Annotated in this window: 18 protein-coding genes; all 18 read left to right on the top strand. The window is 56.3% G+C overall.

From position 1 onward, the window contains the following. Positions 1-2 precede the first annotated feature (2 nt). The 18 genes from wzc to wcaM all read left to right on the top strand — a co-directional run bounded on the left by wzc (position 3) and on the right by wcaM (position 20877). Complete coding sequence (gene wzc / locus KGP24_RS15150; RefSeq protein WP_223560993.1) at positions 3-2165, top strand: tyrosine-protein kinase Wzc; 2163 nt, start codon at positions 3-5, stop codon at positions 2163-2165. Positions 2166-2232: 67 nt separating this feature from the next. Continuing rightward, a complete protein-coding gene (gene wcaA, locus KGP24_RS15145) occupies positions 2233-3075 on the top strand; it encodes a colanic acid biosynthesis glycosyltransferase WcaA (protein ID WP_182930945.1) in 843 nt (280 codons plus the stop codon). Further along, the gene (wcaB, locus tag KGP24_RS15140; protein ID WP_023312402.1) at positions 3075-3566 is read left to right on the top strand and encodes a colanic acid biosynthesis acetyltransferase WcaB; all 492 of its coding nucleotides are present in this window, start codon (positions 3075-3077) and stop codon (positions 3564-3566) included. Before wcaA ends, wcaB begins: the two co-directional genes overlap by 1 nt. Next, positions 3563-4780 (top strand): colanic acid biosynthesis glycosyltransferase WcaC, encoded by a 1218-nt coding sequence (gene wcaC, locus KGP24_RS15135; protein ID WP_223560992.1) that lies wholly within the window; start codon positions 3563-3565, stop codon positions 4778-4780. Before wcaB ends, wcaC begins: the two co-directional genes overlap by 4 nt. Beyond that, the gene (wcaD, locus tag KGP24_RS15130) at positions 4755-5975 is read left to right on the top strand and encodes a colanic acid polymerase WcaD (RefSeq protein WP_223560991.1); all 1221 of its coding nucleotides are present in this window, start codon (positions 4755-4757) and stop codon (positions 5973-5975) included. Before wcaC ends, wcaD begins: the two co-directional genes overlap by 26 nt. A 16-nt stretch (positions 5976-5991) precedes the next feature. Beyond that, a complete protein-coding gene (gene wcaE, locus KGP24_RS15125) occupies positions 5992-6738 on the top strand; it encodes a colanic acid biosynthesis glycosyltransferase WcaE (protein WP_223560990.1) in 747 nt (248 codons plus the stop codon). Positions 6739-6753: 15 nt separating this feature from the next. Then, on the top strand, positions 6754-7302 hold the full coding sequence (gene wcaF / locus KGP24_RS15120) for a colanic acid biosynthesis acetyltransferase WcaF (protein ID WP_223560989.1): 549 nt from the start codon (positions 6754-6756) through the stop codon (positions 7300-7302). 24 nt (positions 7303-7326) lie between these two features. Next, positions 7327-8448 carry a GDP-mannose 4,6-dehydratase gene (gene gmd, locus KGP24_RS15115; RefSeq protein ID WP_014884502.1) on the top strand — a complete coding sequence of 374 codons (1122 nt, stop codon included), beginning with the start codon at positions 7327-7329 and terminating at the stop codon, positions 8446-8448. Between the two features lie 2 nt (positions 8449-8450). Continuing rightward, positions 8451-9416 (top strand): GDP-L-fucose synthase, encoded by a 966-nt coding sequence (locus KGP24_RS15110; protein ID WP_045355496.1) that lies wholly within the window; start codon positions 8451-8453, stop codon positions 9414-9416. 2 nt (positions 9417-9418) lie between these two features. Further along, positions 9419-9898 carry a GDP-mannose mannosyl hydrolase gene (locus tag KGP24_RS15105; RefSeq protein WP_223560988.1) on the top strand — a complete coding sequence of 160 codons (480 nt, stop codon included), beginning with the start codon at positions 9419-9421 and terminating at the stop codon, positions 9896-9898. Further along, complete coding sequence (wcaI, locus tag KGP24_RS15100) at positions 9895-11118, top strand: colanic acid biosynthesis fucosyltransferase WcaI (protein WP_223560987.1); 1224 nt, start codon at positions 9895-9897, stop codon at positions 11116-11118. The genes KGP24_RS15105 and wcaI overlap by 4 nt, the downstream gene beginning before the upstream one ends. Positions 11119-11121: 3 nt before the next feature. Continuing rightward, positions 11122-12558, top strand: a complete 1437-nt coding sequence (cpsB, locus tag KGP24_RS15095; protein ID WP_223560986.1) for a mannose-1-phosphate guanyltransferase — start codon at positions 11122-11124, stop codon at positions 12556-12558. Between the two features lie 108 nt (positions 12559-12666). After that, complete coding sequence (cpsG, locus tag KGP24_RS15090; protein ID WP_223560985.1) at positions 12667-14037, top strand: colanic acid biosynthesis phosphomannomutase CpsG; 1371 nt, start codon at positions 12667-12669, stop codon at positions 14035-14037. Between the two features lie 46 nt (positions 14038-14083). After that, positions 14084-15478, top strand: coding sequence for an undecaprenyl-phosphate glucose phosphotransferase (gene wcaJ, locus KGP24_RS15085; RefSeq protein ID WP_223560984.1), 1395 nt, complete (start codon positions 14084-14086; stop codon positions 15476-15478). Position 15479: 1 nt separating this feature from the next. Further along, on the top strand, positions 15480-16958 hold the full coding sequence (gene wzxC / locus KGP24_RS15080) for a colanic acid undecaprenyl disphosphate flippase WzxC (RefSeq protein WP_223560983.1): 1479 nt from the start codon (positions 15480-15482) through the stop codon (positions 16956-16958). Positions 16959-16975: 17 nt separating this feature from the next. Continuing rightward, the gene (gene wcaK, locus KGP24_RS15075) at positions 16976-18256 is read left to right on the top strand and encodes a colanic acid biosynthesis pyruvyl transferase WcaK (RefSeq protein WP_223560982.1); all 1281 of its coding nucleotides are present in this window, start codon (positions 16976-16978) and stop codon (positions 18254-18256) included. Next, entirely contained in the window at positions 18253-19473 is a 1221-nt protein-coding gene (wcaL, locus tag KGP24_RS15070) for a colanic acid biosynthesis glycosyltransferase WcaL (protein ID WP_223560981.1), read from the top strand. The genes wcaK and wcaL overlap by 4 nt, the downstream gene beginning before the upstream one ends. Before the next feature lie 12 nt (positions 19474-19485). Beyond that, the gene (gene wcaM, locus KGP24_RS15065) at positions 19486-20877 is read left to right on the top strand and encodes a colanic acid biosynthesis protein WcaM (RefSeq protein WP_223560980.1); all 1392 of its coding nucleotides are present in this window, start codon (positions 19486-19488) and stop codon (positions 20875-20877) included. The last annotated feature ends 93 nt before the right edge of the window (positions 20878-20970 follow it).

Raw genomic sequence — 20970 nt, 5'->3', positions numbered from 1 at the left:
CAATGACAGAAAAAACAAGACCTTCTGCCGCCCCGACTTCGGGCAGTGATGAAATTGATATTGGGCGCCTGGTCGGCACTGTTGTAGAGGCTAAGTGGTGGGTGCTTGGCATTACCGCCGTATTTGCCGCGGCGGCCGTCGTCTACACGCTGTTCGCCACCCCTATCTACAGCGCCGACGCGCTGGTGCAGATCGAGCAGAATACCGGCAACTCGCTGGTGCAGGACATTGGTTCCGCGCTGGCGAACAAGCCGCCGGCATCCGACGCCGAAATACAGCTCATCCAGTCGCGTCTGGTGCTGGGTAAAACGGTTCACGACCTCGGCCTCGATATCTCCGTCACCAAGAATACCTTCCCAGTCTTTGGTGCCGGCTGGGATCGTCTGATGGGGCGAAACAACGACACGGTGAAAGTCACTGACTTCGTGCTGCCGAAAGGGGCGGGGGATCAAACACTTACCCTGACGGTACTTGGTCCGAAACAGTACCAGCTAACCAGCGACGCAGGCTTTAGCGCCCGCGGCGAAGTGGGGCAGATGCTGACCAAAGACGGCGTCAGCATGATGGTCAGCGCCATTAACGCCCAGGAGGGCGGTGAATTCACCGTCACCAAATTCTCTACGCTGGGGATGATCAACAATCTGCAAAACAACCTGACCGTCACCGAAAACGGTAAGGACACCGGCGTGCTGAGCATGACCTTTACCGGTGAAGATAAGGATCAAATCCGCGACATCCTGAACAGCATTACCCGCAACTATCTTGAGCAGAACGTCGAGCGTAAGTCGGCGGAAGCGGCGAAAAGCCTGGCCTTCCTCGCGAAACAGCTCCCGGAAGTACGCGGCCGTCTGGATGACGCCGAGAACAAGCTGAACGCCTATCGGCAGGATAAAGACTCCGTTGACCTGCCGCTGGAGGCTAAATCGGTTCTCGATTCGATGGTCAACATTGATGCGCAGCTCAACGAGCTGACCTTCAAAGAGGCGGAGATTTCCAAGCTTTATACCAAACGCCACCCGGCCTACCGCACGCTTCTGGAGAAACGCCGTACCCTGGAAGAGGAGAAGGCGAAGCTCAATGACCGCGTGACCGCGATGCCGAAAACGCAGCAGGAGATCGTGCGTCTGACCCGCGACGTGGAGTCCGGACAGCAGGTTTACATGCAGCTGCTGAACAAGCAGCAGGAGCTGAAAATCACCGAAGCCAGTACCGTCGGTGACGTGCGCATCGTCGACCCGGCCATTACCCAGCCTGGCGTACTGAAGCCGAAGAAAGCGCTGATTATTCTCGGCAGCATCATTCTCGGCCTGATGCTCTCCATCGTGGGCGTGCTGCTGCGTTCGCTGTTCAACCGCGGAATCGAAAGCCCGCAGGCGCTGGAAGAGAGCGGTATCAACGTGTACGCCAGCATTCCGCTGTCCGAGTGGCAAAAATCCCGCGACAGCGTCAAAACCATCAAGGGCGTTAAGCGTTACAAACAGAGCCAGCTTCTGGCGGTGGGTAACCCGACCGACCTCGCCATCGAAGCGATCCGCAGCCTGCGCACCAGTCTGCACTTCGCCATGATGCAGGCTAAAAACAACGTCCTGATGTTAACCGGCGTGAGTCCGTCAATCGGTAAAACCTTCGTCTGCGCCAACCTGGCGGCGGTGGTCAGCCAGACCAACAAGCGCGTGCTGCTGATCGACTGCGATATGCGTAAGGGCTATACCCACGAACTGCTGGGCACCAACAACGTGAACGGTCTGTCGGAAATCCTGCTCGGCAAAGGTGACATCAGCCAGAGCGCGAAACCTACAACGGTGCCGAAATTTGACCTGATCCCACGCGGTCAGGTGCCGCCTAACCCGTCCGAGCTGCTGATGAGCGAACGCTTTACCGAGCTGGTGGAGTGGGCGAGCAAAAACTACGACCTGGTGCTGATCGATACGCCGCCAATTCTGGCCGTGACCGACGCTGCCGTTGTTGGCCGCCACGCTGGCACCACGCTGATGGTGGCGCGTTACGCGGTGAACACCCTGAAAGAGGTGGAAACCAGCCTGAGCCGCTTCGAGCAGAACGGCATTGAGGTGAAAGGGGTGATCCTGAACTCCATCTTCCGCCGCGCGACCGGGTACCAGGATTACGGCTATTACGAGTACGAATATAAATCTGACAGTAAATAAAAATCCCCCTCACCCTAACCCTCTCCCCAGCCGGGAGAGGGGCGGGGTGAGGGATAAGGGGAAGACCATGACCACACAACGCCCTTTGGTTTCAATCTATATGCCGACATGGAATCGTCAGCAGCTGGCGATCCGCGCAATCAAATCCGTCCTGCGACAGGATTACGATAACTGGGAGCTGATTATTGTTGATGACTGCTCTTCCTCGTATGAACAGCTGCAAAAGTTTGTGGCTGACCTCAACGACCCGCGGGTGGTCTATACGCATAACGCCATTAACTCCGGCGCTTGTGCGGTGCGTAACCAGGCGATTATGCAGGCCAAAGGGCAGTATCTGACCGGGATCGACGACGATGACGAATGGACGCCGAACCGCCTGTCTATCTTCCTGTCGCATAAAGAACAGCTGGTCACGCACGCTTTCCTGTATGCCAACGACTATGTCTGCCAGGGCGAGGTTTACTCGCAGCCCGCGAGTCTGCCGCTGTACCCGAAATCGCCGTACTCTCGCCGCCTGTTCTACAAGCGCAACATTATTGGTAACCAGGTCTTCACCTGGGCGTGGCGTTTCAAGGAGTGCCTGTTCGATACCGAACTCAAGGCCGCGCAGGATTACGATATCTTCCTGCGCATGGTGGTGGAATACGGCGAACCGTGGAAAGTGGAAGAGGCCACACAGATCCTGCATATCAATCACGGGGAGATGCAAATCACCTCCTCGCCGAAGAAGTTCTCCGGCTACTTCCATTTTTACCGCAAGCACAAGGACAAGTTTGACCGTGCCAGCCGTAAATATCAGCTCTTTACCCTCTATCAGATCCGCAATAAGCGCATGAACTGGCGCACGCTGCTGACGCTGCTTTCCGTGCGTAACGGCAAGCGCCTGGCTGATGGACTTCGGGGGAAATAATGTTTCTGGAAGATTGCCGCGCTAACAGCTGGAGCCTGCGTCCGTGCTGCATGGTTCTGGCGTACCGCATCGCGCACTTTTGCTCGGTGTGGCGTAAGAAAAACGTGCTGAACAATATCTGGGCGGCACCCGTGCTGGTGCTGTATCGCATCATCACCGAATGCTTTTTTGGTTATGAAATTCAGGCCGCTGCCACCATTGGCCGCCGCTTTACCATCCATCACGGCTATGCGGTGGTGATCAACAAGTTCGTGGTCGCCGGGGATGATTTCACCATTCGTCATGCGGTCACCATTGGCAACCGCGGGCCTGACAGCCTGGCCTGCCCGGTCATCGGCAATAACGTCGAACTGGGCGCGAACGTGGTAATCATCGGTGACATTACGATTGGTAATAACGTCACGATTGGTGCTGGCAGCGTGGTGCTGGACAGCATTCCGGATAACGCGCTGGTGGTGGGAGAAAAAGCCCGCGTGAAGGTGATTAAATGAACATTCTGCAATTTAACGTACGCCTCGCAGAAGGCGGAGCGGCAGGCGTGGCTCTGGATCTGCACCAGCGCGCGCTGCAAAAAGGACTTCAGTCTCGTTTTATTTACGGCTATGGCAAGGGCGGCAAGAAAAGCGTCAGCCACGATAATTTCCCGCAGGTGCACAAGCACACGCCGCGTCTGACCTCGATTGCCAACATTGCGCTGTTCCGTCTGTTTAACCGCGATCTGTTTGGCAACCTGAACACGCTGTACCGCACGGTTACCCGCACCGCGGGCCCGGTTGTGCTGCATTTTCACGTGCTGCACAGCTACTGGCTGAATCTGGAAGAGGTGGTGGCGTTTTGTCAGAAGGTGCAGGCCCACAAGTCCGACACCCGCTTCGTCTGGACGCTGCACGATCACTGGAGCGTGACCGGACGCTGCGCGTTTACCGACGGCTGCGAAGGCTGGAAAGATAACTGCCAGAAATGCCCGACGCTAAGCAACTACCCGCCGGTGAAGGTGGATCGCGCGCATCAGCTGGTCGCCGGAAAGCGTCAGCTGTTCCGCGACATGCTCTCACTCGGCTGCACGTTTATCTCGCCAAGCCAGCACGTGGCCGATGCCTTCAATAGCCTGTACGGGGCAGGGCGCTGTCAGATTATCAACAACGGCATCGACGTGGCGACGGAAGCCATTCTTGCCGAGCTGACCCCGGTGGCGGAAACCGCGGGCAAACCGAAAATCGCTATCGTTGCGCATGACCTGCGTTACGACGGTAAAACCAACCAGCAGCTGGTGCGCGACATGATGGCGCTGGGTGACAAGATAGAGCTTCACACCTTCGGCAAGTTTTCACCGTTCGAAGGGGCCAACGTGGTGAACCACGGATTTGAGACCGACAAGCGCAAGCTGATGAGCGCGCTGAATGAAATGGACGCGCTGGTGTTCAGCTCACGCGTGGATAACTACCCGCTTATCCTCTGCGAAGCGCTCTCAATCGGCGTGCCGGTGATTGCCACCCACAGCGATGCGGCGCGCGAAGTGCTGGAAAAGTCCGGCGGGAAAACCTTCACGGAACAGGAGGTACTGCCCCTGGTACAGCTGCCGAAGGCGCAGATTGCTGAGATCGTTTTTGGTACTGACCTGGAATCGTTCCGCAACCGCAGCCGCAAGGCCTACAGTGGACAACAGATGCTGGAGGAATATGTCTCGTTCTATCAGAATCTGTAGTTATCTGCTGCTGCCGCTAATCTACCTGCTGGTCAACGTGAAAATTGCCCAGCTCGGCGAAAGCTTCCCGATAACCATTGTAACCTTCCTGCCCGTTCTGCTTCTGCTGTATGTCGATAAAATCAACCTCAAGAAGCTGATGATTGCCTTAGGGCTGGGTACGGGCCTGACGCTGTTTAACTACATCTTTGGGCAGTCCCTGGATGCCAGCAAATACGTCACGTCGACCATGCTGTTTGTTTATATTGTTATTATTATCGGTATGGTCTGGAGTATTCGGTTTAAAACTATTTCTCCGCACAATTATCGGAAAATCCTTAGGTTCTTTTATATTGCCGTTGCGTTAATTGTTATGCTTGCTGCCATGGAGATGGCGCAAATTATTCTCACCGGCGGCAGTAGCCTGATGGAGATAATTTCTAAATATCTCATTTACAGTAACAGCTATGTATTGAACTTCATCAAGTTTGGCGGGAAACGTACCACGGCCCTCTATTTTGAACCGGCGTTTTTCGCTCTGGCGTTAATCTCAATTTGGCTCAGCATCAAACAGTTTGGTATCAAAACGCCTAAGACAGATGCTATGATTCTGGCAGGAATTGTTCTGTCTGGCTCGTTCTCAGGGGTAATGACATTTATCCTGTTTTACCTGCTGGAGTGGGCGTTCCAGTACCTGAACAAAGATGCGATTAAGAAAAAACTGCCGCTGGCGATTATCTCCCTGACGGTATTTATGGCAGGCGTGATATTTGCCTTCCCGTACATCTCAGAACGCCTGGGTGATTTGGGAACGGAAGGGTCTTCGTCCTATTATCGCATCATTGGGCCACTGGTGATGGTGGGTTATTCCTTAACCCATATTGATGGAGTAGTAAGATTCGGCTCACTTTACGAATATGTTGCATCATTCGGAATCTTTAACGGTGCGGATGTTGGTAAAACCATAGACAATGGTCTGTATCTGTTAATTATTTATTTTTCGTGGTTCGCTGTACTGTTGACCCTGTGGTATCTGTTTAAAGTTTTCAAAATGATGATTAACGCGTTTGGTGATAACCAGAATTTTCGCGTTCAGCTTTATCTGTTTACTCCGGTGTCGCTGTTTTTTACCGGGTCAATATTTAGCCCGGAATATGCTTTCTTGATTGTCTGTCCGTTTATTCTGCGCAAAGCGCTTAATATTACGAACGTATGACGAAATGAGGTGATTTATGTTTCTTAGCGTCATTACTGTCGCTTTTCGTAATTACGAAGGGGTGGTAAAAACCTGGCGCTCGCTGCGCAACCTGGCGCGCGATCCAAGCCTCACCTTTGAGTGGATTGTGGTCGACGGCGGCTCGAACGATGGCACGGCGGAGTTTCTGGAAAAACTCAACGGTGAGTTCAACTTACGCTACATCAGCGAGAAAGATAAAGGCATCTACGATGCGATGAACAAAGGCATCAGCATGGCGCAAGGCCGTTATGCCATTTTCCTGAATTCGGGCGACATTTTCCATGATGACGTGGCGCCGTTTGCCCGTCAGCTGGCGCGTCAGAAAGAGGACGCCATGTATATTGGCGATGCGCTGCTCGATTTTGGCGACGGGCATAAAGTGTGCCGCAGCGCGAAGCCAGGCTGGTATATCTACCACAGCTTGCCGGCCAGCCATCAGGCCATTTTCTTCCCGGTAAAGGGTCTAAAAAAACAGCCTTACGATTTGCAGTATAAAGTGTCTTCCGATTATGCGCTGGCCGCCAGTCTGTATAAATCAGGTTACCCGTTCCGTCGAATTAAAGGGCTGGTATCTGAATTTTCAATGGGTGGCGTGTCAACCTCGAATAATCTGGAATTGTGCCAGGATGCCAAAAACGTACAGCGTAAAATATTACGCGTGCCGGGGTTCTGGGCGGAATTGTCTTATTTATTACGCCTGCGTACCACAGGCAAAACGAAAACCTTATATAACAAAGCCTGAATATAAGGAAACGCAATGCAGGATTTAAAAGGTTTCTCCGTGCCGAAAGGTTTTCGGGGCGGGAACGGTATTAAGGTACAGCTGTGGTGGGCCGTTCAGGCAACCTTATTTGCCTGGTCGCCGCAAATACTGTACCGCTGGCGTGCTTTTTTATTGCGCCTGTTTGGCGCAAAAATCGGAAAAAACGTAGTCATCCGACCTTCTGTGAAAATTACCTATCCGTGGAAATTAACGCTGGGGGATTACGCATGGGTCGGGGATGACGCGGTGTTATATACCCTTGGCGAAATAACGATTGGCGCAAATTCGGTGGTTTCACAGAAATGTTATTTGTGCACCGGCAGCCACGATTTTATGAGTCAGCATTTTGATATTACCGCTTCGCCTGTTGTGATCGGTGAAAAATGCTGGCTAGCAACGGATGTTTTTGTTGCACCGGGTGTTTCTGTTGGCGATGGCACGGTAGTCGGTGCCCGCAGCAGCGTTTTTAAATCGCTACCGGCAAATAAAGTTTGCCGTGGCAACCCCGCAGTGGTGATACGCGAACGCGTTGAAACTGATTAAATTCATAAGTAGAGGAATATAAACATGTCTAAAGTCGCTCTCATCACCGGCGTTACCGGGCAGGATGGTTCTTACCTGGCAGAGTTCCTGCTGGAAAAAGGGTATGAAGTACACGGTATTAAACGTCGTGCATCTTCTTTCAACACCGAACGTGTGGATCATATCTATCAGGATCCTCACGCGGCGAACCCGAAATTCCACCTGCACTACGGCGACCTGACCGATACCTCCAACCTGACCCGTATCCTGCAGGAAGTTCAGCCGGATGAAGTCTACAACCTGGGCGCGATGAGCCACGTAGCGGTCTCCTTCGAATCCCCGGAATACACCGCCGACGTTGATGCCATGGGTACGCTGCGTCTGCTGGAAGCAATCCGCTTCCTCGGCCTTGAGAAGAAAACTCGCTTCTACCAGGCATCCACCTCCGAGCTGTACGGTCTGGTGCAGGAAATCCCACAGAAAGAGACCACGCCGTTCTACCCGCGCTCTCCTTATGCGGTAGCAAAACTGTACGCCTACTGGATCACCGTGAACTACCGTGAATCCTACGGCATGTACGCCTGTAACGGCATCCTGTTCAACCACGAATCTCCGCGTCGCGGCGAAACTTTCGTGACCCGCAAAATCACCCGCGCTATCGCCAACATCGCACAGGGTCTGGAGTCTTGCCTGCACCTCGGCAACATGGATTCCCTGCGTGACTGGGGCCATGCCAAAGACTACGTGAAAATGCAGTGGATGATGCTGCAGCAGGAACAGCCAGAAGACTTCGTTATCGCGACCGGCGTGCAGTACTCCGTACGTCAGTTCGTTGAAATGGCCGCGGCACAGCTGGGCATCAAACTGCGCTTCGAAGGTACCGGCGTGGAAGAGAAAGGTATCGTGGTTTCCGTGACCGGCCACGACGCGCCGGGCGTGAAGCCGGGCGACGTTATCGTTCAGGTTGACCCGCGCTACTTCCGTCCTGCTGAAGTGGAAACCCTGCTGGGCGACCCAACCAAGGCTCACGAGAAGCTGGGCTGGAAACCAGAAATCACTCTGCAGGAGATGGTTTCCGAGATGGTAGCCAAAGATCTTGAAGCAGCGAAAAAACACTCCCTGCTCAAGTCTCATGGCTACGAGGTTGCCATCGCGCTGGAGTCCTGAGAATGACAAAACAACGTATTTTTGTCGCCGGTCATCGCGGAATGGTGGGTTCCGCGATTGTTCGCCAGCTCGAGCAGCGCGGTGACGTCGAAGTGGTTGTTCGCACGCGCGACGAGCTGAACCTGCTCGACAGCCGTGCGGTACAGGACTTCTTTGCTAACGAACGCATTGACCAGGTGTATCTGGCGGCGGCGAAGGTGGGCGGCATTGTTGCCAACAACACCTACCCGGCGGATTTCATCTACGAAAACATGATGATCGAGAGCAACATCATTCACGCTGCGCATCTGCACAACGTGAATAAGCTGCTGTTCCTCGGATCGTCCTGTATTTACCCGAAAATGGCGAAACAGCCGATCGCCGAAAGCGAGCTGCTGCAGGGCCGGCTTGAAGCGACCAACGAGCCGTACGCGATTGCCAAGATTGCCGGGATCAAGCTGTGCGAGTCCTACAACCGTCAGTACAACCGCGACTATCGCTCGGTGATGCCGACCAACCTGTACGGGCCGCACGACAACTTCCACCCGAGCAACTCGCACGTGATCCCGGCGCTGCTGCGCCGCTTCCACGAGGCGACCGCCGAGAACGCGCCGGACGTGGTGGTGTGGGGCAGCGGTACGCCGATGCGCGAATTCCTGCACGTGGACGACATGGCTGCCGCCAGCATTCACGTGATGGAGCTGGATCGCGAGGTGTGGCAGGAGAACACCGAGCCGATGCTGTCGCACATCAACGTGGGTACCGGCGTGGACTGCACCATTCGCGAGCTGGCGCAAACCATCGCGCAGGTGGTGGGCTACAAAGGCCGCGTGGTGTTTGACGCCACCAAACCGGACGGCACGCCGCGCAAGCTGCTGGACGTGACACGTCTGCATCAGCTGGGCTGGTATCACGAGGTGTCACTGGAGCAGGGGCTGGCCAGCACCTACCAGTGGTTCCTGGAAAACCAGCACCGCTTCCGGGGGTAACGATGTTTTTAAGTCAGGAAGATTTTGCCACGATCGTTCGTTCCACTCCGCTCATTTCAATCGATTTGATTGTGGAGAACGAGCGCGGCGAGTTCTTGCTGGGGAAACGAACCAACCGTCCTGCACAGGGCTTCTGGTTCGTGCCCGGCGGGCGCGTGCAGAAGGATGAGCGGCTCAGCGATGCGTTTGAGCGTCTCACTCTGGCGGAACTGGGCCTGCAGCTGCCGATGGCAGCGGGCCAGTTTTACGGGGTCTGGCAGCACTTCTATGACGATAACTTTTCAGGCACCGGGTTCACCACGCACTACATCGTGCTGGGGTTCCGCCTGAAGGTGAGTGAGGCAGACCTGCGTCTGCCTGATTCTCAGCATGACGACTACCGCTGGCAGACGCCAGAGGCGCTGCTTGCCAGCGACAATGTGCATGACAACAGTCGTGCCTATTTCCTGGCTGAACGTCAGGCCGAGGTGCCGGGCATATGAAGATCCTCGTATACGGAATCAACTACTCGCCGGAATTAACCGGCATCGGGAAATACACCGGCGAGATGGTCGAGTGGATGGCGAGCCAGGGACATGACGTGCGGGTCATTACCGCGCCGCCGTACTACCCGGAGTGGAAAGTCGGGGAGCGCTACTCAAGCTGGCGCTACCGTCGCGAAGAGGGTGCTGCGACAGTCTGGCGCTGCCCGCTGTATGTGCCTAAGCAGCCCTCGACGCTGAAGCGGCTGATTCATCTCGGCAGCTTTGCCCTGAGCAGTTTCTTCCCGCTGATGGCGCAGCGTCGCTGGAAGCCGGATCGCATCATCGGCGTGGTGCCAACGCTGTTTTGCACGCCGGGCATGCGCCTGCTGGGCAAACTCTCCGGCGCGCGCACCCTGCTGCACATTCAGGATTACGAAGTTGACGCCATGCTGGGCCTGGGGATGGCAGGCAAAAGCAAGGGCGGCAAGGTGGCGAAGCTCGCCAGCGCGTTTGAGCGCAGCGGCCTGCACAACGTGGATTACGTCTCGACTATCTCGCGCTCGATGATGAACAAGGCGCAGGAGAAGGGCGTCCCGGCGGAAAAAGTGATCTTTTTCCCGAACTGGTCCGAAGTGGCGCGTTTTCGCGATGTGACAGAACAGGACGCTCAGGCGCTGCGCGCGCAGCTCGGTTTGCCTGAAGATCAAAAAATCATTCTTTACTCGGGCAACATCGGCGAAAAGCAGGGGCTGGAGAGCGTGATTGAAGCGGCCCAGCAGCTTAGCGAACATCCGTGGACGTTTGTGATTGTCGGGCAGGGCGGTGGAAAAGCGCGGCTGGAGAAGATGGCCAGCGAACGCGGCCTGACCAACGTGAAATTTTTCCCGCTTCAGTCTTACGAGGCATTGCCTGCGCTGCTGAAGATGGGCGACTGCCATCTGGTGGTGCAAAAACGCGGCGCCGCAGATGCGGTGCTGCCGTCCAAGCTGACCAACATTCTGGCAGTGGGCGGTAACGCGGTGATCACGGCAGAAGCCGAAACAGAATTAGGCCAGCTGTGCGACAGCTATCCGGGAATTGCCGTGTGCGTGGAGCCGGAATCGGTCCCGGCGCTGGTGACCGGAATTGAGCAGGCACTTGCCATGCCAAAAGTGAACACGGTGGCACGTGAATATGCCGAACGCACGCTCGAGAAAGAGAACGTGCTGAGCCAATTTATTGCAGATATACGGGGATAAATCATGAGTCAAACCACTTTGTATCCGGTTGTGATGGCTGGTGGCTCTGGTAGCCGGTTGTGGCCGCTGTCCCGCGTGCTCTATCCAAAACAGTTCCTCTGCCTGAAAGGGGATCTCACCATGCTGCAGACGACTGTAAACCGTCTGCACGGCGTGGAGTGTGAAAGCCCGGTGGTGATTTGTAACGAACAGCACCGCTTTATTGTTGCCGAGCAGCTGCGCCAGCTGAATAAGCTGACCGAAAACATCATCCTGGAGCCTGCCGGACGCAATACCGCGCCAGCTATCGCCCTGGCGGCGCTGGCGGCAAAACGCAGCAGCCCGGACTGTGACCCGCTGATGCTGGTCCTCGCGGCAGACCACGTTATCCAGCAGGAAGACGCGTTCCGCGACGCGGTGCGTGCGGCGATCCCTTACGCCGAGAGCGGCAAGCTGGTGACCTTCGGCATCGTGCCGGATCTGCCGGAAACCGGCTATGGCTATATCCGTCGCGGCAGCGTGACGCCGGGTAAAGGCGACAGCGTGGCGTTTGACGTGGCGCAGTTTGTTGAAAAACCGAATCTGGAAACCGCGCAGGCGTACGTCGCCAGCGGAGAATACTACTGGAACAGCGGGATGTTCCTGTTCCGTGCCGGACGCTACCTGGAAGAGCTGCGCAAGTACCGCCCGGATATTCTGAGCGCCTGCGAGAAAGCGATGGCGGTGGTGGACCCGGATCTCGACTTCATCCGCGTGGATGAAGAGGCGTTCCTCGCCTGTCCGGAAGAGTCCATTGACTACGCGGTGATGGAACGTACGGCGGACGCCGTCGTGGTACCGATGGATGCGGGCTGGAGCGACGTCGGCTCCTGGTCCTCCCTGTGGGAGATCAGCGCCCATACCCCGGAGGGTAACGTCCACCACGGCGATGTCATTAGCCACAAAACCGAAAATAGCTACGTTTACGCTGAATCCGGCCTGGTGACCACGGTCGGGGTGAAGGATCTGGTGGTTGTCCAGACCAAGGACGCCGTGCTGATTGCCGACCGTAATGCCGTGCAGGACGTTAAAAAAGTGGTTGAACAAATTAAGGCCGATGGCCGTCACGAGCACCATATTCACCGCGAAGTGTACCGTCCGTGGGGGAAATATGACTCCATCGACTCCGGTGACCGCTATCAGGTGAAACGCATCACCGTGAAGCCGGGCGAGGGGCTGTCGGTGCAGATGCACCATCACCGCGCCGAGCACTGGGTGGTGGTCGCGGGTACCGCTAAAGTGACTATCGACGGTGAAGTCAAACTGCTGGGTGAAAACGAGTCCATTTATATTCCGCTGGGGGCCACGCACTGTCTGGAGAACCCGGGGAAAATTCCTCTCGACTTAATTGAGGTGCGCTCCGGCTCGTATCTGGAAGAGGACGATATCGTCCGCTTCCAGGACCGCTACGGGCGGGTGTAGCGCCGTCTTAACGCCGGATGGCGCTTCGCGTATCCGGCCTACGAATGAATTAAAAACAATTTTGCCTGTTAACGGGCGGGCCGACTGTTGCCTGAAAAAGGGGTCATCATGGAAAAATTAACCTGTTTTAAAGCCTACGATATTCGCGGCAGGCTGGGCGAAGAGCTGAACGAAGACATTGCGTGGCGCATTGGCCGCGCGTACGGCGAATATTTAAAACCACAGACCATCGTGCTGGGCGGCGACGTGCGTCTGACCAGTGAATCCCTCAAGCTGGCCCTGGCGAAAGGGCTGCAGGACGCGGGCGTGGACGTGCTGGATATCGGCCTTTCCGGGACCGAGGAGATTTACTTTGCCACCTTCCACCTGGGCGTGGACGGCGGTATCGAAGTGACGGCCAGCCACAACCCGATGGACTACAACGGGATGAAGCTGGTGCGCAAGGGCGCACGCCCTATCAGCGGCGACACCGGCCTGCGTGACGTGCAGCGCCTGGCGGAAGCCAACGACTTCCCGCCGGTGAACGACGCGAAGCGCGGCAGCTACAAAAAAATCAACCTGCAGAAAGAGTACATCGACCACCTGCTGGGCTACATCAACGTGTCGAACCTCAAGCCGCTGAAGCTGGTGATTAACTCCGGTAACGGCGCGGCCGGCCCGGTGGTGGACGCGCTGGAAGCCCGCTTTAAGGCGCTGAACGTGCCGGTGACCTTCGTCAAGGTGCACAACACCCCGGACGGCAACTTCCCGAACGGTATTCCTAACCCGCTGCTGCCGGAGTGCCGCGACGACACTCGTAACGCGGTGATTGAGCACGGTGCGGACATGGGCATTGCCTTTGACGGCGATTTCGACCGCTGCTTCCTGTTCGACGAGAAAGGGCAGTTCATCGAGGGCTACTACATTGTCGGCCTGCTGGCGGAAGCGTTCCTCGAGAAAAAACCGGGCGCGAAAATCATCCATGACCCGCGCCTTTCCTGGAACACCGTCGACGTGGTATCCGCCGCAGGCGGCACGCCGGTGATGTCCAAAACCGGCCACGCCTTCATCAAAGAGCGCATGCGCGAAGAAGACGCCATCTACGGCGGCGAGATGAGCGCCCACCACTACTTCCGTGATTTTGCCTACTGCGACAGCGGGATGATCCCGTGGCTGCTGGTGACCGAGCTGCTGTGCCTGAAGGGGCAGACGCTGGGCGAGCTGGTGCGCGACCGCATGGCGGCGTTCCCGGCGAGCGGGGAGATCAACAGCAAGCTGGCGCAGCCGGCCGAGGCCATTGCCCGCGTGGAGCAGCACTTTGCAATTCATGCGCTGGAAATTGACCGTACGGACGGCATCAGCATGGCGTTCCCGCAGTGGCGCTTTAACCTGCGCTCGTCCAACACCGAGCCGGTGGTGCGCCTGAACGTGGAATCCCGTGCTGACACCGCGCTGATGGAAGCCCGAACGAAGGACATTCTGGCGCTGTTGAATCAGTAACAATTGCCCCTCCCGACGGGAGGGGGAACCGAATACAGGAACAACGATGACGAATCTAAAAAAACGCGAACGAGCGAGAACGAATGCATCGTTAATCTCTATGGTGCAGCGTTTTTCTGATATCACCATCATGGTCGGTGGATTGTGGGCGGTGTGTCGGATCGGCGGGCTGCCGTTCTTATACATGCATCTGCTGATGGCACTCATTGCGCTGGTCGTGTTTCAAATGATCGGCGGGATGACCGATTTCTACCGCTCGTGGCGCGGCGTCAAAATGACCACCGAACTGATGCTGTTGCTGCAGAACTGGACCCTTAGCCTGATCTTCAGCGCAGGCCTGGTGGCGTTCAGCCACGATTTTGATAATCGCCTCGTCACCTATCTCTGCTGGTATCTGCTGACCAGCGTCGGCATGGTGGTATGCCGTTCCCTTATCCGCTTCGGCGCGGGCTGGCTGCGTAACCGGGGCTATAACCGTCGCTTCGTTGCGGTAGCGGGCGATCTGCCGGTTGGTAAGGTTCTGCTCGACAGCTTCCGCAAAGAGCCGTGGTTAGGGTTTGAAGTGGTCGGGATTTATCACGACGCGAAGCCGGGCGGCGTGCCGTCGGACTGGGCGGGCAATTACGAACAGCTTATTGAAGACGCGAAAGCCGGTAAAATTCACAACGTCTACATCGCCATGCAGATGAAGGACGAATCCCGCATTAAGCAGCTGATGCGCGAGCTGGCGGACACCACCTGTTCGGTGATCCTGATCCCGGACGTCTTTACCTTTAACATCCTCCATTCACGCATTGAAGAAGTGAACGGCGTGCCGGTCGTACCGCTGTACGACACCCCGCTGTCGGGCATTAACCGCGTGCTGAAGCGCGTGGAGGATATCGTGCTCTCTTCACTGATTTTACTGCTCATCTCCCCGGTACTGTGCTGCATTGCCCTGGCGGTGAAGCTGAGCTCTCCCGGCCCGGTTATCTTCCGCCAGACCCGCTACGGTATGGACGGTAAGCCGATTATGGTGTGGAAATTCCGCTCCATGAAGGTGATGGAGAACGACAAGGTGGTGACCCAGGCGACGCAGAACGATCCGCGCGTTACCCGCGTGGGGAACTTCCTGCGCCGCACCTCGCTGGACGAGCTCCCGCAGTTTATCAACGTCTTTACCGGCGGCATGTCGATTGTTGGCCCGCGTCCGCACGCGGTGGCGCACAACGAGCAGTACCGCTCGCTGATTGAGGGCTACATGCTGCGCCATAAGGTGAAGCCGGGCATCACCGGTTGGGCGCAGATCAACGGCTGGCGCGGCGAAACCGACACGCTGGAAAAAATGGAAAAACGTATCGAATTCGATCTGGAGTACATCCGTGAATGGAGTATCTGGTTCGATATCAAGATTGTTTTTCTGACCATCTTTAAAGGTTTCGTGAACAAAGCGGCGTACTAAGATGAGCTTACGTGAAAAAACCATCAGCGGGGCCAAATGGTCAGCGATGGCGACCATCGTCATCATTGGCCTCGGCCTGGTGCAGATGACCGTGCTGGCGCGCATTATTGATAATCACCAGTTCGGCCTGCTGACCGTCTCGCTGGTGATTATCGCCCTGGCCGATACGCTGTCTGATTTTGGTATTGCCAACTCGATTATCCAGCGCAAAGAGATCGGCCACCTGGAGCTGACTACCCTCTACTGGCTGAACGTCGGGCTGGGGATTTTCGTGTTCGTGCTGGTGTTCCTGCTGAGCGACACCATCGCCAGCGTGCTGCACAACCCCGATCTCGCTCCGCTGATGCGCACGCTGTCGTTTGCCTTCGTGGTGATCCCCCACGGGCAGCAGTTCCGCGCGCTGATGCAGAAAGAGCTGGAGTTCAACAAGATCGGCATGATTGAAACCAGTGCCGTGCTGGCGGGCTTTACCTTCACCGTGGTGAGCGCCCATTTCTGGCCGCTGGCGATGACCGCTATCCTTGGATACCTGGTTAACTCTGCCGTGCGTACGCTGCTGTTCGGCTATTTTGGCCGCAAGATTTACCGTCCCGGGCTGCATTTCTCTCTCGCGTCCGTCTCGTCCAACCTGCGCTTTGGCGCGTGGCTGACGGCGGACAGCATCATCAACTATGTGAATACCAACCTGTCGACGCTGGTGCTGGCGCGTATTCTGGGCGCGAGCGTGGCGGGGGGCTACAACCTGGCCTACAACGTCGCGGTGGTGCCGCCGATGAAGCTGAACCCGATCATCACCCGCGTCCTGTTCCCGGCGTTCGCCAGGATTCAGGACGACACCGAGAAGCTGCGCGTGAACTTCTACAAGCTGCTTTCCGTGGTGGGGATTATCAATTTCCCGGTGCTGCTGGGGCTGATGGTGGTGTCCAGCAACTTCGTGCCGCTGGTGTTTGGCGAGAAGTGGAACGGCATCATCCCGATCCTGCAGCTGCTGTGCGTGGTTGGGCTGCTGCGCTCCGTGGGGAATCCGATTGGTTCCCTGCTGATGGCAAAAGCGCGCGTGGATATCAGCTTTAAGTTCAACGTGTTTAAAACCTTCCTGTTTATTCCGGCGATTATCGTCGGCGGGCACATGGCGGGCGCCATCGGCGTCACGCTGGGCTTCCTGCTGGTGCAGGTAGTCAATACCGTTCTGAGCTACTTCATCATGATCAAGCCGGTGCTGGGCTCCAGCTACCGTCAGTACATCCTGAGCCTGTGGCTACCTTTCTATCTCTCATTGCCGACCCTGGCGGTGAGCTACGGCCTGGGCATCATCCTCAGAGGTCACATGCCGCTGGCCGCGCTGCTGGCGGTGCAGGTTGCAGCGGGGGCGCTGGCATTCGTCGTGATGATTGTGCTCTCACGCAATGCGCTGGTGGTTGAGATGAAGCGCCAGTTTTGCCGTAACGAAAAAATGAAAACGCTGCTTCGCGCAGGCTAGTTATTTAAGAGGCCATTATGAAATTATTAATTCTTGGCAACCATACCTGCGGCAACCGTGGCGACAGCGCCATCCTGCGCGGTTTACTGGATGCAATTAACACCCTTAAGCCTGAGACCGAAGTGGACGTGATGAGCCGTTATCCGGTCAGCTCATCCTGGTTACTGAACCGCCCGGTGATGGGCGACCCGCTCTACAGCCAGATGAAACAGCATAACAACGCCGCGGGCGTGATGGGACGCGTGAAAAAAGTGCTGCGCCGTCGCTACCAGCACCAGGTGCTGCTTTCCCGCGTGACCGACACCGGCAAGCTGCGCAACATCGCTATCGCGCAGGGCTTTACCGACTTTGTTCGTCTGCTGTCCGGCTATGACGCCATTATTCAGGTTGGCGGTTCGTTCTTCGTCGATCTCTACGGCGTGCCGCAGTTTGAGCATGCGCTCTGCACCTTTATGGCGAAAAAGCCGCTGTTTATGATTGGCCACAGCGTCGGGCCATTCCAGGATCAGCAGTTTAACCAGCTCGCAAACTACGTCTTCGGCCACTGCGACGCGCTGATCCTGCGCGAATCTGTCAGCCTCGACATGATGAAGCGCAGCGAAATTGACACCTCAAAAGTTGAGCACGGCGTGGACACCGCCTGGCTGGTAGATCACCAGAACGACAGCTTCCAGCCGAGCTACGCGGTGCAGCACTGGCTCGACGTGGCGGCGAAACAGAAAACCGTCGCGATAACCCTGCGCGAGCTGGCGCCGTTTGATAAACGTTTAGGCACAACCCAGGCGGCGTACGAGAAAGCCTTCGCCGACGTGGTGAACCGCGTGCTGGACAGCGGGTACCAGGTGCTGGCGCTCTCAACCTGCACCGGCATCGACAGCTACAACAAAGACGACCGCATGGTGGCGCTGAACCTGCGCAGCCTGGTTAACGATCCGTCCCGCTATCACGTGGTGATGGACGAACTGAACGACCTGGAGATGGGCAAGCTGCTCTCCGCTTGCGACCTGACCGTCGGCACGCGCCTGCACTCCGCCATTATCTCCATGAACTTTGGCACGCCGGCCATTGCCATCAACTATGAGCACAAATCAGCAGGCATCATGCAGCAGCTTGGTATGCCGGAAATGGCCGTGGATATCCGTCATCTGCTGGATGGTTCGCTCGGTGCGATGGTGGGCGACACCCTGGGCCAACTGCCTGCGATCAATGAACGCCTGGCCGTGGCGGTGAAAGCCGAGCGCGAGAAGGGCATTGGGATGGTGAAATCGGTACTTGACCGCGTGCGGGAGGGGAAATGAAGGTTGGTTTCTTCTTACTGAAATTTCCGCTGTCGTCTGAAACCTTTGTCCTGAACCAAATCACCGCGTTTATCGATATGGGATATGACGTGGAGATTATCGCCCTGCAAAAGGGCGATACGCAAAATACCCATGCGGCGTATACCCAGTATGGGCTGGAGGCTAAAACCCGCTGGCTGCAGGATGAGCCGTCCGGGAAGCTGAGCAAGCTGCGCCACCGGGCCAGCCAGACGCTGCGCGGGATCCACCGCGCGTCGACGTGGCGGGCGCTGAATGTTTCCCGCTATGGGTCTGAATCCCGCAATCTGATCCTGTCGGCCATCTGCGGGCAAACGGCGCAGCCGTATCGTGCCGACGTGTTTATCGCCCACTTTGGCCCGGCGGGCGTCACCGCCGCGAAGCTGCGCGAGCTGGGCGTGATTGACGGTAAAATTGCGACCATCTTCCACGGTATCGACATCTCCAGCCGCGAAGTCCTGAACCACTACACGCCGGAGTATCAGCAGCTTTTCCGCCGCGGCGACATGATGCTGCCTATCAGCGACCTGTGGGCCGGACGGCTGAAAAACATGGGCTGCCCGGGAGAAAAAATTGCCGTTTCGCGTATGGGCGTGGATTTAACGCGCTTTACGCGTCGTCCTGTAAAGGTGCCGGGAAAACCGCTGCAGATCATCTCCGTGGCTCGTCTGACCGAGAAGAAAGGTCTCCATGTGGCCATTGAAGCCTGCCGCCAGCTGAAGGCGCGCGGGGTGGATTTCCACTATCGCATTCTCGGCATTGGGCCGTGGGAGCGTCGTCTGCGCACGCTTATCGAACAGTATCAGCTGGAAGATGTCGTAGAGATGCCGGGCTTCAAGCCCAGCCACGAGGTCAAGGCCATGCTCGACGAGGCGGATGTCTTTCTGCTGCCCTCGGTGACGGGCGCTGATGGCGATATGGAAGGTATTCCGGTGGCGCTGATGGAGGCGATGGCCGTAGGTATTCCTGTGGTATCGACCCTGCACAGCGGGATCCCGGAGCTGATTAAGACTGACCACTCCGGCTGGCTGGTGCCGGAGAATAACGCGATGGCCCTTGCGGACCGATTAGCAGCCTTCAGCGATATTGACCAGCAGGCGCTGGAGCCCGTGCTCCATAACGCCCGACAAAAAGTGGAAACCGATTTTAACCAGCAGGTGATTAACCGCCAGCTAGCGAGCCTGCTGCAAACGTTGTAACGCCGAGGATGTATGCTGAAAAAGATTACCCGACGCACCTTTGTCTCTTCTCTTTCCGTTCTGGCGGCCACGCCGCTGCTGTCGTCGCGCATCGCGCGGGCGACAAGCGGCAGAACGGTCTCTGTTAATCAGTACAATAACAACGACTGGATCGCCGCCTTTAAGCAGGCGTTCAATGACGGCGACACCGTCGTGGTCCCTGCCGGACTCACCTGCGAAAACATCAATACGGGCATTTTCATTCCCGACGGTAAAACGCTGCTGATCCGCGGGGCGTTGACCGGCAACGGGCGCGGCCGCTTTGTTCTGCAGGAAGGCAGCAAAGTGATAGGCGAAGGTGCCGGTCGCACGGAGAACATTACGCTCGACGTTCGCGGCTCTGACTGCGTCATTAAAGGGCTGGCCATGAGCGGTTTTGGCCCGGTGACGCAGATCTACATCGGCGGCAAGAAACCGAGCGTGATGCGCAACCTGCTGATTGATAACATCAGCGTGAGCCAGGCCAACTACGCCATCCTGCGCCAGGGTTTCCACAACCAGGTGGACGGTGCCCGCATCACCAACAGCAAATTTAGCCATCTGCAGGGTGATGCGATCGAGTGGAACGTCGCCATCAACGATCGCAATATCCTGATCTCCGACCATGTTATCGACAACATCAACTGCACCAACGGCAAGATCAACTGGGGCATCGGCATTGGCCTTGCCGGCAGCACCTACGATAATGACTATCCGGAGAAGCAAACCGTCAAGAACTTCGTGGTGGCAAACATCACCGGCAGCAACTGTCGCCAGCTGGTGCATGTTGAAAACGGGAAACACTTTGTTATCCGCAATATTAAGGCCAAAAATATTACTCCCGACTTCAGTAAAAAGGCGGGAATAGACAACGCCACGGTAGCCATTTATGGCTGTGATAATTTCATTATTGATAATGTCGACATGGTCAACAGTGCCGGAATGTTAATTGGCTATGGGGTGATAAAAGGCGATTATTTGTCCATCCCGCAGAACTTCAAGCTCAACAATATTCATCTTGATAACCGCAAGCTTGCGTATAAATTGCGCGGAATACAGATTTCATCCGGTAACGCGACCTCGTTTGTGGCGATCACCAACGTGGAAATGCAGCGCGCTACGCTTGAACTGCACAACAAGCCTCAGCATCTTTTTTTACGCAATATCAATGTGATGCAGGAAGCCGCTGTAGGGCCCGCCCTGAAGATCAACTTCGACCTGCGCAAGGATGTGCGGGGTAAATTCATGGCGAAAGACGAGACGTTGCTGTCGCTGGCGAACATTAAAGCCGTTAATGAGAAGGGGCAAAGCTCGGTGGATATTGACCGGGTCGACCAGCAGGTGGTGAATGTGGAAAAGCTTAACTTTGCGCTTCCGCACAGATAATCGACAATTAGCTGTTTTGAGACTATTCCTGGGAAAGAAGCGTAATCTATTCAGATTACAACTACAGAAATTTGTAGGGCTAAGGCGTAACAT

It is taken from the genome of Enterobacter sp. JBIWA008 (assembly GCF_019968765.1).
Classification (GTDB): Bacteria; Pseudomonadota; Gammaproteobacteria; order Enterobacterales; family Enterobacteriaceae; genus Enterobacter.
The sequence above is the reverse complement of the archived record's forward strand: the minus strand, read 5'-3'. Positions and strand labels throughout refer to the sequence as shown.

Coding starts and splice junctions, on each gene's coding strand:
- wzc (WP_223560993.1), top strand. CDS start 3: ATGACAGAAAAAACAAGACCTTCTGCCGCCCCGACTTCGGGCAGTGAT.
- wcaA (WP_182930945.1), top strand. CDS start 2,233: ATGACCACACAACGCCCTTTGGTTTCAATCTATATGCCGACATGGAAT.
- wcaB (WP_023312402.1), top strand. CDS start 3,075: ATGTTTCTGGAAGATTGCCGCGCTAACAGCTGGAGCCTGCGTCCGTGC.
- wcaC (WP_223560992.1), top strand. CDS start 3,563: ATGAACATTCTGCAATTTAACGTACGCCTCGCAGAAGGCGGAGCGGCA.
- wcaD (WP_223560991.1), top strand. CDS start 4,755: ATGTCTCGTTCTATCAGAATCTGTAGTTATCTGCTGCTGCCGCTAATC.
- wcaE (WP_223560990.1), top strand. CDS start 5,992: ATGTTTCTTAGCGTCATTACTGTCGCTTTTCGTAATTACGAAGGGGTG.
- wcaF (WP_223560989.1), top strand. CDS start 6,754: ATGCAGGATTTAAAAGGTTTCTCCGTGCCGAAAGGTTTTCGGGGCGGG.
- gmd (WP_014884502.1), top strand. CDS start 7,327: ATGTCTAAAGTCGCTCTCATCACCGGCGTTACCGGGCAGGATGGTTCT.
- KGP24_RS15110 (WP_045355496.1), top strand. CDS start 8,451: ATGACAAAACAACGTATTTTTGTCGCCGGTCATCGCGGAATGGTGGGT.
- KGP24_RS15105 (WP_223560988.1), top strand. CDS start 9,419: ATGTTTTTAAGTCAGGAAGATTTTGCCACGATCGTTCGTTCCACTCCG.
- wcaI (WP_223560987.1), top strand. CDS start 9,895: ATGAAGATCCTCGTATACGGAATCAACTACTCGCCGGAATTAACCGGC.
- cpsB (WP_223560986.1), top strand. CDS start 11,122: ATGAGTCAAACCACTTTGTATCCGGTTGTGATGGCTGGTGGCTCTGGT.
- cpsG (WP_223560985.1), top strand. CDS start 12,667: ATGGAAAAATTAACCTGTTTTAAAGCCTACGATATTCGCGGCAGGCTG.
- wcaJ (WP_223560984.1), top strand. CDS start 14,084: ATGACGAATCTAAAAAAACGCGAACGAGCGAGAACGAATGCATCGTTA.
- wzxC (WP_223560983.1), top strand. CDS start 15,480: ATGAGCTTACGTGAAAAAACCATCAGCGGGGCCAAATGGTCAGCGATG.
- wcaK (WP_223560982.1), top strand. CDS start 16,976: ATGAAATTATTAATTCTTGGCAACCATACCTGCGGCAACCGTGGCGAC.
- wcaL (WP_223560981.1), top strand. CDS start 18,253: ATGAAGGTTGGTTTCTTCTTACTGAAATTTCCGCTGTCGTCTGAAACC.
- wcaM (WP_223560980.1), top strand. CDS start 19,486: ATGCTGAAAAAGATTACCCGACGCACCTTTGTCTCTTCTCTTTCCGTT.